Here is a 13,856-nt window from a genome sequence, read left to right on the forward strand (position 1 = left end):
CATTTTCATTTTTACAGAAGTAATTTAGTGATTTTCGGAAAAATCATACAGAATTTGTATTAAAATTAGCATTTAGTTGCTCTGCAATATATGCAACGGATGCCGCTTGCCCGCCACGAAGAAATTAAAAAATTAAGTACCTTGTGGCTGAAAGTAAATCTAAATATAGCATCGACCCAGGCAGCTGGTCAGGAATAAAAAAGCAGGGAATTATCTGCACAATCTGACTGTGGACAGGCGTGAGAATAAGCCGATTTCCGGGACCAGCCTGCAAATATTAAAATTAAGAAATGAGAGCTAGCCCAATTTACCTGTACCTTTTGCTCTGTCTCAGCACAATTCCAGAGCCTGCCGCCGGCAGAGAAAACACTTCACAAATCATCGAGGCCGATGTTTGCATTTATGGCAATTCCAGCGCTTCAATATTCGCTGCCGTTCAACTGAAAAAGAGAAACAGAGAGGTGGTGATTGTCAGTCCGGATAAATACATTGGAGGCATGACTATTGAAGGTCTGGGAGGTTCAGATATCAACAACCATTCGGATTTTAAAAATGATAAGGTAATCGGTGGCCTGACCCTGGAATGGTACAGAGAGGTGGCCAGTCATTATGGGATCGAAGATTTTGACCTGGAAAGACATAAGTCCCAAACCTGGCGATTTGAACCCCATGTGGCCGAGGCGATCTTTAAACGTTGGCTGACTGAATACCAAATCCCCGTCTATACCGAATCCAGATTGCGCCTGAACTTTGATGCTGTAAAAAAACAGGACGGTAAGATCATTTCCATCGAAACTTTAGATGGTAAGACCGTTAAGGCAGACCTCTTCATCGATGCCTCCTACGAAGGCGACCTGATTCATTTCGCAGGAATATCTACCATCGTAGGACGAGAGCCCAACAGCCTGTATCAGGAAACCAAAAACGGTATCCGACACAGCAATACCTATCGCAATTTTGAAGTTGCGGTCGACCCCTATCTGGAGCCAGGAAATCCGGAAAGTGGCCTGATCCACACCATACAGGACGAGCCGCTTGGCGAAGCAGGTAGCGGTGACAAGCGTATTCAGGCTTTCTGCTTTCGTGCCTGCCTTACAAAGGATGAGGCAAACAAGGTTCCCTTTGTCAAACCCAAGAATTATCATCGGGAATGGTACGAAATATACCTCCGCTACCTGGAGGCTGGGGGGGAGCTTTATCAACCCTCCTATTCTATTCCCAATAACAAAACAGATTTAGGTGCCTGGCACGATCTTTCACATAACCTCTATGGTATGAATCACACTTACCCGGAGGGAAATTACCAAACCAGGGAGGAGGTTTACCAGTATCATCTTGACTTTACCCGGGGGCTGTTCTGGTTTCTGGCAAACGATCCGGAGGTACCTGCAGCGCTCCGAAATGAATGGCAGCAATGGGGTACAACCAAAGATGAATTCACCGACAATCAGGGATGGCCCAGAATGTTGTATATCCGGGACGGCAGAAGAATGCAATCGGATTATGTGATTACCGAGCACCATACGCGAAAAGACAGCTCCATTCAAATTGACGATCCGGTGGCCATCGCTTACTGGCCCCCGGATGTACACCATGTCCGGCGGATTGTGAAGGAAGGAAAAGCCTATAATGAAGGTTTTGTTTTTGGAGGAGAAAACTGGAAACCCTTTCCTATTCCTTACCGGAGCCTGGTCCCCAAAAAGTCCGAATGTACCAATCTCCTGACCCCCACCTGCCTTTCGTCCAGTCACATCGCCTTTGGGGCCATCCGGCTGGAATGGACGTTTATGCTGCTGGGAGAAGCTGTGGGAATGGCAGCGGATTTATGCCTGGAAAAGGATCTAGCCGTCCAGGATCTTCCCTATGCGGCATTAAAAGCCCGGCTGGAGGAAAACCGGCAAATCATTGAGCTCCCGTAGCCAGGAGCCATGCGGTCCGGCCAATCAGCAAGATTCTTGAAATTCAACCGGAAGAGGCTTTATTTTAAGCTTAGATACTTCTACATAAAGTAAAAGGACTTGTTCATTTAAAATATTTGAATTTTTGACCTGAGGAGCGGGTGAGGACTTCAATCTAAATGGTAGGGCAAAATCCGTGTTCCAGTCTGCGCTTCAGCTAAAGTTAGAAAAGAAGGCGATACTGCCACCACAATTTAACTGATATTGCCAGCTAAAAACTTTTTATATCGTCTGATTGGTATTGTTCTCTTTTTAAACGAAATTGATCTTGATTGCAACTATACGAAAGTACTTGAATTTCTTTACTTTCGGTTGGAGTCCACTCATCTTATCAAACCAAAGAAAAAAATAAATGAAAGGCATCCTACTGCTCATTATCACACTACTACTGCCCTTTCTTAGCAATGGGCAGGGACTCCCTTCGTTGAAACTGTCTGACAACCGACGCTATCTGGTGACAGCCGACAACCGCCCCTTTTTCTGGCTGGGAGATACCGCCTGGGAATTGATCCACCGCCTGGACAAAGGCCAAATTGACCTATACCTGAAGGACAGGTCTGATAAGGGTTTTAACCTCATACAGACTGTAGTACTTGCAGAGCTGGATGGACTAAATACTCCCAACGCATACGGAGATAAGCCTTTAATTGACAATAACCCCGAAAAACTGAATGAGGCTTATTTTGCCCTGGTAGATTACCTGGTGGAAAAAGCCGGCACAATGGGCATGTACATTGGCCTTCTACCTACATGGGGAGACAAATTCAATAAAAAATGGGGAACAGGCCCGGAAATATTTACCCCGGAAAATGCGAAAAAATTCGGAGAACTACTGGCTAAACGATACAAAGACCATACGAATATCATATGGATCATGGGTGGCGACAGAGCCATGGAGGAAGAAAGGCATTATCGCATCGTTCGCTCCATGGCTGAAGGTATCCGCTCGTTGGATCAACAGCACTTAATTACTTTTCACCCTGTAGGTGGACGAAAAGCAACAGACTTTTTCGGGAAAGAAAGCTGGCTGGATATGGACATGTTTCAGAGTGGTCATAGCCGCATGGCCAAAGATTACCAATTCGTGTTGGCATCAAGGGCACTGGACCCGCTAAGGCCGGTAATCAACGGCGAGGCCCGCTATGAAAATATACCGGACCGTTTCTGGGACGATGAACACCATGGCTGGCTGGACGCTGCAGATGTGAGAATAGCCGGTTATTGGAGTATGTTGGCCGGAGCGGCAGGATATACCTATGGGTGCAATGATGTCTGGCAAATGTATGAAACAAGCCGTGATCCCGTCATTAATGCCCGCACAGGCTGGCAGGCAGCTCTAAGTCTCCCCGGTGCATCTCAGATGGGGTACATGAAAAAAATCTTTGAAGCCCTGCCCTGGCAGCAACTGGAGATGGATCAAGGCCTCATAATCGGAGAAAACCCTGAAAACGAATCACATATTGTGGCAGCCAGAACCAAAACCTCCGATCTGGTCCTGGCCTATACGCCCATTGGTTCACCAATAAACATTGACCTGACCAAAATGAATGCCCCCAGCATCAAAGCCTGGTGGTATAATCCCAGAAATGGAAAAATCGCAGCCATCGGGGATTTCGAGACAAATGCGCCACACAAATTTACACCCTGGGCATATGGCTGGGGCAGTGACTTTTTACTGCTCCTCACAGCAAGCGAATCCAAAGTTGATTTTACTCATTTTATGGAGTAAATTCACTTCTTTCAAGGGTTTGCTTTTGACCGGGAGAAAGCTGAATATTCTGCGGGTTTGATAACTTCAGAAAAAATCCGGTTGATGCCGGAAATATTTCGCAATATAAACCAACAATGACAGCAAAATCGAAAAAAAACTATACCATCCCTCCGGGCGCAGACATTGGCCATGTGCACTTGAAGGTTTCGGATATTCAGCAGTCACTGGACTTCTACTGTGGTTTGCTCGGATTTGAAATAACCAGCAGGTACGGTGAAGATGCTGTATTTATTTCAGCCGGTGGATACCACCACCATATCGGGCTCAATACCTGGTTCAGTAAAAATGCGGGGCCGGCAGCTAAAAATACTCCCGGCCTGTTCCACACAGCTATAAGGTACCCTTCACGAAAAGACCTGGCCGCTATTCTTCAACGACTTAGCGAGAAAAATTACCCCATTACCGGGGCGGCAGACCACGGCGTATCAGAAGCACTTTATCTGGATGACCCCGATAGCAATGGGGTCGAATTGTATTGGGACAGACCCCGTGATCAGTGGCCGGTCGAAGAAGATGGTTCCTTGAAAATGTATACCAGAAGGCTGGATATAGCGGGTTTACTGAGAGAATTAAAGTGACAGTTTACCGGTGCATTCCCCTGGTTTGAGGCGTTCCGCTTGCTTTCCAACAAGTGGAAGGATCCCGGTATACCAACCCTGATCCTCCCGCTAAGAAGAAGAAAATCCTACAGGATGAGCATTAGTTTAATCCTATTGAGCTCGCAAAAGAATTGAAAATTGACTAGCCTTTACCACTGGTTTTGGCCTGCTATTTGTGCATTTAGATATATGAAATGTATTAATAACGCTATGAAGCCAATTTTACTGGGCACCCTACTCATTCTATTGAACAGCCTGCAGGTGGCAGCACAGAAACAACCAGGTATTCCCCAGCCCAGGGGACCAGTAGATCTTTCTGACACTTCAAATCTTGTCATTTTCGTCATTCTCCCCATTGTGGTACTGGTGCTATTTTTCTTATGGAGGCGGGCAATGAAAAAGCGAAAGGCAGAGGAAAATGAAAACGCACAAGACGGGTAGGTTTTTACCTCAATGCGACCGCAGTTTCGCAATCAACTCGTCCTTTCTGAGTTTGCTTATGCCTGACAGGCCAATTTTCTGTGCCTTCTTATACAACTCGTCTTTGGTCCATTCTTCATAAGCCGGAGCTTTCCCGCCTTTCTTTCCCGCCTTTTCGTCGGGTGTATTGGCTATTCGTGCAGCCTTTTCCTTACTGTAACCCTGATCTTTGAGCGCTTCGTACTGCTCTTCATTTTTAATTTGGGGCCGTTTATTTTTACTCATGGCTTTTAAAATTTACGGTTGCCTTCATGCATTGTCTCGCCTGAATTTATCGCTTTCACTACTCCACTCTTTATCCGCCTCTTTGGCTCGCATCAATTCGTCTCTGGATTTTTCGTCTCCCTTTTTTTCAGGCTCTTTTTTCCTGGTCTTTGGTCCCTTACCGTCCTGCGCTTCTTCCTGTGCCTTATCGAAACTGTTGTCTTCAAAATCTTCTTCTTTCCTGTTCTTGTTGTCTTGGGTTTTCATAATTTTCTATTTTTATTTTAACGTGGTCAAAACCGATCGTTTCTGCTAAGCCCGAATGTGCGTCTTGATTTTCCAACCAATCTCCTTCAATTGATTCACATTCCATTTTGGCTCCTCTGCCTCAGCTTATCCTAGTGCCTTACTGCACAATTTCGAACCACACATTTACAATTGAAGCTACCAATGGCGTACCAAAACCATTCCAATTAGGATGATTTTGGTAATTTTTTGATTGTATACATCTAGTGAAATGCCCTCGCCTGTAGCCAGGGTATGCAGGCGCCCCCGCCTTACACCGGATCAGGGAGAAAGCGTCCATCAGGGCTTTTTGCCGTTCTCCACTTTTCGAAGGGGTTGTTCACAGCAATATATCACCCAATGTCCCATTTTATTTGTTTATCCTTTTTCAAGGAAATATATTCACGTGTTGATAGAAAAAAAATTTGTATAATCATGGATCATAAAACAAAAAATTCCAGAAGATCCTTTATCAAAGGTAGTCTTTTGGCACTTGGCGGCATCAGCATTGTGCCCAGACATGTATTGGGCAAAGGGCATCTGGCGCCAAGCGACCACCTCACCAAAGGAATCATCGGAGTTGGTGGTATGGGACGCGGGCATTTCAATTATGCCGGTACAAAGACGGTAGCCATCTGCGATGTGGACACCAGACATATAGGTATTGCACAGGAGACACTCGGTAAAGGGGTAAAGACTTTTGCAGACTACCGTGAGCTTATTCAGTTGCCGGAAGTTGATATTGTTCATATCGCTACACCGCCCCACTGGCACGGAATCATGGCAGTAGATGCCGCACGGGAAGGCAAGGACATTTGGTGTGAAAAACCGATGACCAGAACGATTGGAGAAGGAAAAAAAGTAGTAGAAGCTGTCAAACAGCATGGCAATATTTTCAGACTGAACACCTGGTTTCGATTTGATGCCAATTTTTACGGCATGAATACAGAGGTAAAAAACATCAAAAAACTGGTGGATTCCGGAATGCTGGGCTGGCCGTTAAAAGTAACTGTCGGAAAACTGACAGGATTTGACTGGAAATTTTACTGGGTAGGAAAAACCGGGCTGCAACCCATGCCGGTACCCAGAGAACTGGATTACGACCGTTGGCTGGGGCCGGCGCCGTTTAAGCCTTATCACGAGCACCGTACACATGGCACCTTCAGGGGATATTGGGACTATGATGGAGGCGGATTGGGAGATATGGGTCAGCATTATATGGACCCCATCCAGTACTTTCTTGGCAAAGATCACACCAATCCTATACGGGTTGATATTGATGCGCCGCAGCAACATCCCGATGCAGTGGGTACCTGGAGGAAGATCACCTATACCTATGAAGATGGCTGTCAGATCATTCTGGATGGCGAGGGCACCACGGAGGCTCCCTATATTGAGGGACCCAACGGCAAACTTTACAGGGGGTTTAAATCCGATATCCCAAATATGGAACGCAAACTGGCACAGTTTCCGGACCCAGATCCTCAGGTGACAGACTTTGTAGATGCGGTAAAAAACAGAAAAAAATTCGCATTAAATGAGCAGAACGGGCACCGCTCCTGTACTTTGGTAAATATGGGGCTGGTAGCATTGAGACTGGGGAGAAGCCTGGAATTTGACCCGGAAAAACAACAATTTATCAATGACGAAGGAGCTAACCGCCTCGTTGACCAACCCATGCGGGCACCTTACACCATTTGATCTGTTTATCAATAAAGAATCAATCCAGTAACATGCAAAAACAAACAATATTTAAGACTGCCCTGATCCTTTCACTGCTAGTGGGACAGGTATTTTTCGGAAGGGCACAAAATCAATTGGACGATGGGCGGACCACCGCCACCAAGATTGCTGATTTACTCAACCGGTTTCCCGCGCCAAATGCGCAGGCCATGGAAACAGCCATGCAGCAAATGGAAGACCTTGGCGAAAATGGTATCAGCCAGATGGCGACCATGCTACAACCCGGAAGCAACAACGAGAACCTGGAATATGCATTGGCAGGATTTGCCTTCTATGCCAGTGAGTCAGGAAAAGACCAGCTCGCCAGAACTGCCGTGCAGGCCTATGGAAAGGCTTTGGATAAGTTAAATGATCCTGAGTCAAAACACTTTTTGCTGACCCAATTAAAGTGGATCGCCAAAGAAGATGCCATTCCTTATATAGAGCCCTACCTTCAGGACGAGCGCTTGTCCGGTATCGCTTCCCGTATATTGGCGAATATTGGTTCCAGCTCAGCCGAAAGAGCGCTTATACTTGCTTTAGGGGCAAGTGAAAACCAGGCCCGGCAGCTCAATTTTATTGAAGCTTTGGGAGATTTTGGCAGTAAAGAAGCATTGGCCGAAATAACGCCATTTGCCACATCTGACAATCCGGCTGTTCAAAAAGTCGCGCTTTATGCCCTGGCCAATATTGCAGATCCCGCCAGTGCCAAAACCTTTTATGCGGCCGCAGAAAGTGCCCAATTCACCTTTGATGCCAGCAATGCATCTGCACTATACCTGAGGTATATCGACAATCTGGGAGAAAAAAGTCAGGCCAAAACTGCATTCAAACTGGCCAGAAAACTTCATAAGAAGACCAGCGCCGCAGACCATTACCATACCAAAGCAGGAGCTTTGGGTTTGATGGCGAAATACAACCCGGACAAGTCGGGTAAATGGCTACAGGAAGCAGCTTCAAGCGATAACTTCAGGTATCGTGGGACAGCCCTTAAACTCCTGTCGGACGAAGACCTTGTCTCTGAACTGGATGATTGGAAAAAAACCCTGGAAAAGGGATCTCCTGAAGTAAAAGCTGCCATCATTCGCAGAATGGGAGAAGTGAAAGATAACTCCATCGCGGGTGCCATTGTTCCTTACCTGCAAAGTGAAGATGAGGCGGTGCGTATGGCCGCCATACCTGCAGTGGTAAACGCCGGGGAAAGTCTGGCACTCGAAAATTTACTGGACAAACTGCCCTCAGCCAGCGAATCTGAAACCGAAGCCATTGTAAAAGCGCTAAAAAGCATGGACGGAGACAATGTGACGGCAGCCTACGCCTCCAGAATACCCGATGCCAGTCCGGAAAATAAAGTGCTGCTACTGAAACTGCTTGCATCACGGGCCGCAGAAGATCAGGTAGATGTAGTATTGAATGCTGCCAGAAGCAATTCGCCAGAAGTAAAGGAAGCCGCAATGACTGCCCTCTCCTCCATTTCCACGGCATCCGATCTCGATCAGTTGGTATCGCTATTGAAAGAAACTACTGATCCTGCAAACCTGGAGAAAATCCAGGATGCGATCATCGTGGCCAATGCCCAAAAGGATGATGTGCTTACCGAAACCAACTGGGCCATGGAGTTGCTGCCAGAACTTGCCGGGGACAAGCAAATGTATTTGTATAAGGTGCTTGCCAAAACCGGTGGCAATCTGGCATTGGAAAAATTGCAGGACATCTATGAAAATGGAAATACCGCACAGCGACAAGCCGTTGTTTCAGCACTAAACCAGGCCGATGACGCCAAAGCCACCGGACCTCTGCTTCACATTGCCAGAAATTCAAACAATCGGGCGCAAATAGAAGCCGCCCTGATGGGATATATCCGCCTGGTGGCTTCGGTAAACAGCCCTGATACCCAGAAGGTCCTGATGCTAAGAAATTCGTTAAATCTTGCGGAAGAAGGAGAAACCATTAAGGCCGCCCTTGAACAAATCGGGAATTACCCGACCTTCCAGGCGCTGTTGGTAGCAGCAGCCTACCAGGAGAAAGCTGCTTACCAACAAAGCGCTGCCCGTGCAGTAATGAAGATCGTACTGAATAACGATACCATATTCGGTGACAAAGTGAGGGAGATCGTAGAAAAAACCATTGCCGTCATCAGCGGACAAGACAGCCAGTATTACAAAACGTCCCTACAGAAATATCTGGATGAAATGCCCGAGGGCAGGGGATTTTATGCCCTCTTCAACGGAGAAAACCTGGATGGATGGAAAGGTGTGTTCAGCAACCCCATACAAAGGGCAACTATGAGTGAAAGTGCCTACAAACGGGAGCAGAACAAAGCCAATGAAATGATGGAAAAAGGCTGGAAAGCCGAAGATGGACTCCTGGTGTTTCTGGGAGAAGGCCAGAATATCGCTGCCACCAAAGACTACGGAGATTTCGAAATGTTTGTAGATTGGAAAATCACTGAAGACGGAGATGCAGGGATATACCTGAGAGGCACACCCCAGGTACAGATATGGGATCCTGCAAGGACAGACGTAGGTGCTGAAGTCGGCTCCGGAGGACTTTATAACAACCAAAAGCATCCCAGCAAGCCTTTGAAACTGGCCGACAATCCAGTGGGCGAGTGGAATACCTTTCACATCAAAATGCAGGGAGAAAAAGTAACTGTATATCTGAACGGTGAACTGGTTGTAGACGAGGTAACACTGGAAAACTACTGGGATCGCGAGCAGTCCATTTTTCCGGAAGGGCAGATCGAACTACAGGCCCATGGAACCTATGTAGCTTACCGCGATATCTATATCAGAGAATTGGTGGGTGCTCCAAAGTTTGAACTCAGTGAAGCGGAAAAGGAAGAAGGGTTTGAGGTCCTGTTTGACGGTACCCACCTCGACAAATGGACCGGAAATAAAACCGACTATGTAGTAGACAATGGGGTTTTGGCCATCTATCCCGACCGTGGCGGTCAGGGCAACCTGCTTACTGAAAAGGAATACGGTGATTTTGAATTCCGCTTTTCCTTTAAGCTTACTCCGGGTGCCAACAATGGCCTTGGCATCAGGACCCCAATGGAAGGAGATGCAGCTTATGTAGGCATGGAACTGCAAATTCTTGACGATACAGCGGAAATTTACAGCCAGCTTAAGCCCTACCAATATCACGGATCTCTGTATGGCGTAGCTGCCGCTGAAAAAGGACATCAAAATCCTGTAGGAGAATGGAACGAGCAGCGGGTAATCGTCAAGGGTGACCAGATCCGGGTGATTTTAAACGGAACCGAAATATTGGACGTCAATATTGCGGAAGCGAAAAAAGATGGTACGCTGGATGGAAGAGAACATCCGGGCCTTTTCCGGGAGAAAGGACATATAGGCTTCTTGGGTCACGGCGATATCGTATATTTTAAAGATATCCGTGTAAAAGAATTGTAAAAGGCCCGATTTCGAAAATATCAAAGGCTGTCTCGTTTCTGAGGCAGCCTTTTTTGCTTTCCGCTAAAACCTGTTCTGTAAGGTTTTGCTGCCCCGGAAAAAATACTAACAAGTCAAAAAAAGGGCCGTACATCTGACAAAAAAAGATTTCTTCATCGCGGTCTCTGAAGCTCCGTATTTTTTATCAGCTTTCTTTCTGATCATCAGAGAGTTACTTGCTAGTCGATTTTTATCTGTCCAAAATTATTCTTTACCCGCCCAACAAAGTTTCTATCCGGCAGTTTCAAAGTCACAGAAGTTCCCCGTTTTTGTATTGTTTTCTAAGGCGTTTTCAGCTCAAATAGGATCAATTTTTGATCCCGATTACATTGGTAATAAGACTCATATGCGAAATAACAATAACTTGTATACCAACCATCCAAACCCCTGATTAAATGAGAAAAATTTTATTATTCGTGGCCCTAATCAATCTGCCTGCCATAGCGCAGGAGCAATCCGTCCTTTATTCTCCTGAAGAAAATAAAATCAACCGTGGCCGCCCACTACCTTCAGAAGAACCATTTTATATTCAGGGCAACCTGCCAGAGGGAATCAAACGCGTGGAACTTTCTATCTATAAAAGTAAAAAAAATGAAAACCTGGCGGATGGGTACTCCTGGAAGGCTGCATACCAGAGCGAACCTAAAAATTATGAACTTTTTGTGGCCTATCCACTGCGCAGCAATGAAAATTATACATTGAAGTTCTATTATTACATCCTCGCCTCTGATGAGGAAATGCTTGGCCTTCAGGAAGCGCTGCAATCAAATCTGGCCTCTTATGTCAATGCAAATTTTATTGCCACCAAGCGAGGCATCAGTGCCCTTACCAATCCGAAAGCCATGTTGACGCATCTGGATCAAATAGTTATTCAGGGATTGCAAAATTACACCCATCCCCTTACGCAGGAATTCCTGGGATTCAGCGATATGGTAAAAATCAAATTGGAGCAATTAAAGGATGTAAAGCTAAAAGGAGCCAGATTCAACCTTTTGTCTAAAAATGAGGATTCCAATGCAAATGGACAGGCAGAATACATGAACCAACTTAAAAATGAGCTTATTGATCTGCTGCATGCCGAAGTAGACCAGTACCTGCGTACAAGTCTGTTGATGTTGGTAGATGTTCGCGAGCTAAAAAATTATCCTACCGAGAAAAAGCCTTTTTACCTCCCTCTTAACCTCGGTTATGCCGGTACCTATTTTAGCGGAGGCTTCAATGATCTGGATTATGGTACATCTGCATTTGCAGGTATATCTGTCCCCTTAGGCAACAGGAGCTTTACCCGGTTTCTAGGAAATGCATCCGTTTCAACCGGTGTCTTCTTTTCCAACATGGAGGATAGTAACGATACGGAAATCAGCGGGCCATTGATCGGCCGTCCGGTATATATTGGGTTGGGTTACCGCATGTTCAGGATTTTGAGATTCAATGTTGGTACGGTGCTCACCGCCTCAGATGTGAATGCCAATATTGAGAACATAACCTTATATCCATTTGTCGGCTTCTCTGCAGAATTTAATGTTTGGGTTGGTTTCAACAAATAGTTAGATCGATGATACGCAAAAGTCTGCCCCTTTTTTATTTTCTATTATTATTTGCCACTACATCAAGCTATGGGCAATTGTACCCCTATAAATGGAGAGTAGGGTTGGGGACGGATTTCAGCCGCTCCCTGAATTCTTATCAAATAAATAAATTTTCGGATCTGAAACGCATTTATGAATTGGATCAACCACTCCGTCCGGAGAAAAATTGGACCCTGAGTATTGAAAAAAGGTTGAGCCCTGGATTAAGCCTGGCGCTTTCGGGGAGCAGATACACCTTATCTGAGACCAGCCCAAATGGTGCCGTGCAAAATTCCGGGATTCTTCGGATACGGGAAATTGAAACTACAGCTACCACGTTTGGTACTTCGCTGATGCTGAGAACGGATAATGGCAAATTGCTTGGAGAAAATGCTTTTTTTGCCCCTTACCTTAGTATTGGTGCCGGATGGATTTACCGGGAAGGAAAAGGACAGCAGGTGAAGATGGCCATTGAGCCATTACCAACCATAATAATAAATGAGGATTCAGGATTTGAGTATTCAAAAAACAATCTGTACTGGTCGGCCGGGTTCGGCACCCGGCTAAAAGTGAGCAAGCAGTTGGAAGTGTTTTTCCAATCGGATATTGAGGGCAACCTGAGCCAGATAAACGATGAAAATACCTACTTTGGTATGCTGAATCAAAGCGCTCCTCTGGGAAAAAATTCACCTCCTCTCGGATGGCTGGTACATCACCGAATGGGTCTTAAATTCAGTTTCGTTCCTTCTGAAAAAGCCTATCGTGCCAGCGTAATCAACCCTTCAACGAAAGCCACCCGGCAGGTTTTGTCAGCAGAGACGCAGCCATCTGAGAATGAAAACGGTTTGCTCTCTCTAAATGCCACGGTTAGCTTGACTGAGAGAGGAATCAACGTTACTACACAGGCCAAACCTGAACCAATGAAAGAAGCCGACCCTGGTATTAGCGACAGAACCGGGGCAAATGAGACCATTTATTATTATTCCTACCCAGGAAGTCCGGATGCAGGCCAACAGGGAACTAGATTCAGACCTGAGGCAAGCCAGAATAGGATCGTGTATGGTCATTCCGGATTCGAAGAATACGGTCAGCGCAGTAATCAATATGGATATCAGGATATCCGAAGATCGGGGACAAATTCCACTGGCATACCGCTTAGATCTACCCAGCCAGACAGAAGTGCGAGCTGGCTATTTTGGGTACCTCCTATTGCTGCCTTATCCTCTCTAAATAACGCAGCGGATCCTACATTACCAGCCGCTGCGGACAGCTCTGGTTTTCAGTCAAACATACCCAAAAGCCCTGAACCGATGCAGAAAAGAGATATAAATCCGGTATACGAAGTCAACAGGGCTCCGGTACCTTCAAAATTATTCAACCCGGGCTTTTCCAATACCATTTTTATCCCGGTTCCGGTAACGACCCATGGAGACAGTTTAAAAAAAGAAAGAATGAAATTGCCGGTCACTCGGGTAATGATCTATTTCGAAAATGCGAAAAGTGAGTTGTCCGCGCCTGCTTTCGAAAAATTGAAAGAAATCGCCGGCACCCTCTACGATTACCCGAAGGCAGCAATCTCCATTAAGGGCTTCGCAGACCATACCGGAAGTATTTCATACAACATGGCGTTAATTGAGAAAAGATCGCAGGCTGTAGCTGAAGTTTTAAGAATACAACATGGAATTCCGGCAGATAGAATACAGCTACTCCCGGGGGCATTATTGGTCAGAAGTGAAGTGAAAAAGCCGAGAAAAGAGGATCGGGTGGTAGAATTACAGATCTTGTTTTAATTTTGTAAAAAAGAGATGCTT

Annotated in this window: 10 protein-coding genes; 8 read left to right on the forward strand and 2 right to left on the reverse strand. The window is 45.9% G+C overall.

Features of this window, described 5'->3' with window-relative positions:
• Positions 1–290 precede the first annotated feature (290 nt).
• The 4 genes from BUB19_RS06705 (at position 291) to BUB19_RS06720 (ending at position 4,769) form a co-directional block, all read left to right on the forward strand.
• A complete protein-coding gene (locus tag BUB19_RS06705; protein WP_073093744.1) occupies positions 291–1,919 on the forward strand; it encodes an FAD-dependent oxidoreductase in 1,629 nt (542 codons plus the stop codon).
• 391 nt (positions 1,920–2,310) lie between these two features.
• A complete protein-coding gene (locus tag BUB19_RS06710; protein WP_073093745.1) occupies positions 2,311–3,687 on the forward strand; it encodes a glycoside hydrolase family 140 protein in 1,377 nt (458 codons plus the stop codon).
• Positions 3,688–3,803: 116 nt separating this feature from the next.
• Positions 3,804–4,307 carry a VOC family protein gene (locus BUB19_RS06715; protein ID WP_073093746.1) on the forward strand — a complete coding sequence of 168 codons (504 nt, stop codon included), beginning with the start codon at positions 3,804–3,806 and terminating at the stop codon, positions 4,305–4,307.
• 231 nt (positions 4,308–4,538) lie between these two features.
• Positions 4,539–4,769: a hypothetical protein gene (locus BUB19_RS06720; RefSeq protein WP_143155926.1), complete on the forward strand. Its 231-nt coding sequence runs from the start codon at positions 4,539–4,541 to the stop codon at positions 4,767–4,769.
• 9 nt (positions 4,770–4,778) lie between these two features.
• Here the strand turns inward: BUB19_RS06720 and BUB19_RS06725 are convergent, their stop codons facing one another.
• Together BUB19_RS06725 and BUB19_RS06730 are read right to left on the reverse strand one after the other, a co-directional pair.
• Positions 4,779–5,033 carry a DUF7218 family protein gene (locus BUB19_RS06725; RefSeq protein WP_073093748.1) on the reverse strand — a complete coding sequence of 85 codons (255 nt, stop codon included), beginning with the start codon at positions 5,031–5,033 and terminating at the stop codon, positions 4,779–4,781.
• Positions 5,034–5,057: 24 nt separating this feature from the next.
• Positions 5,058–5,279, reverse strand: a complete 222-nt coding sequence (locus BUB19_RS06730) for a hypothetical protein (RefSeq protein ID WP_073093749.1) — start codon at positions 5,277–5,279, stop codon at positions 5,058–5,060.
• Between the two features lie 453 nt (positions 5,280–5,732).
• Here BUB19_RS06730 and BUB19_RS06740 point away from each other — a divergent pair, with 453 nt between their 5' ends.
• From BUB19_RS06740 to BUB19_RS06755, 4 genes are all read left to right on the forward strand, one after another.
• Positions 5,733–6,998 (forward strand): Gfo/Idh/MocA family oxidoreductase, encoded by a 1,266-nt coding sequence (locus BUB19_RS06740; RefSeq protein ID WP_073093751.1) that lies wholly within the window; start codon positions 5,733–5,735, stop codon positions 6,996–6,998.
• A 32-nt stretch (positions 6,999–7,030) separates the two neighbouring features.
• Positions 7,031–10,438 (forward strand): DUF1080 domain-containing protein, encoded by a 3,408-nt coding sequence (locus BUB19_RS06745; protein WP_073093752.1) that lies wholly within the window; start codon positions 7,031–7,033, stop codon positions 10,436–10,438.
• 434 nt (positions 10,439–10,872) lie between these two features.
• Positions 10,873–12,024: a hypothetical protein gene (locus tag BUB19_RS06750; RefSeq protein ID WP_073093753.1), complete on the forward strand. Its 1,152-nt coding sequence runs from the start codon at positions 10,873–10,875 to the stop codon at positions 12,022–12,024.
• Between the two features lie 8 nt (positions 12,025–12,032).
• On the forward strand, positions 12,033–13,835 hold the full coding sequence (locus tag BUB19_RS06755; RefSeq protein ID WP_073093754.1) for an OmpA family protein: 1,803 nt from the start codon (positions 12,033–12,035) through the stop codon (positions 13,833–13,835).
• The last annotated feature ends 21 nt before the right edge of the window (positions 13,836–13,856 follow it).

The organism is Cyclobacterium lianum, from assembly GCF_900143075.1.
GTDB lineage: Bacteria > Bacteroidota > Bacteroidia > Cytophagales > Cyclobacteriaceae > Cyclobacterium > Cyclobacterium lianum.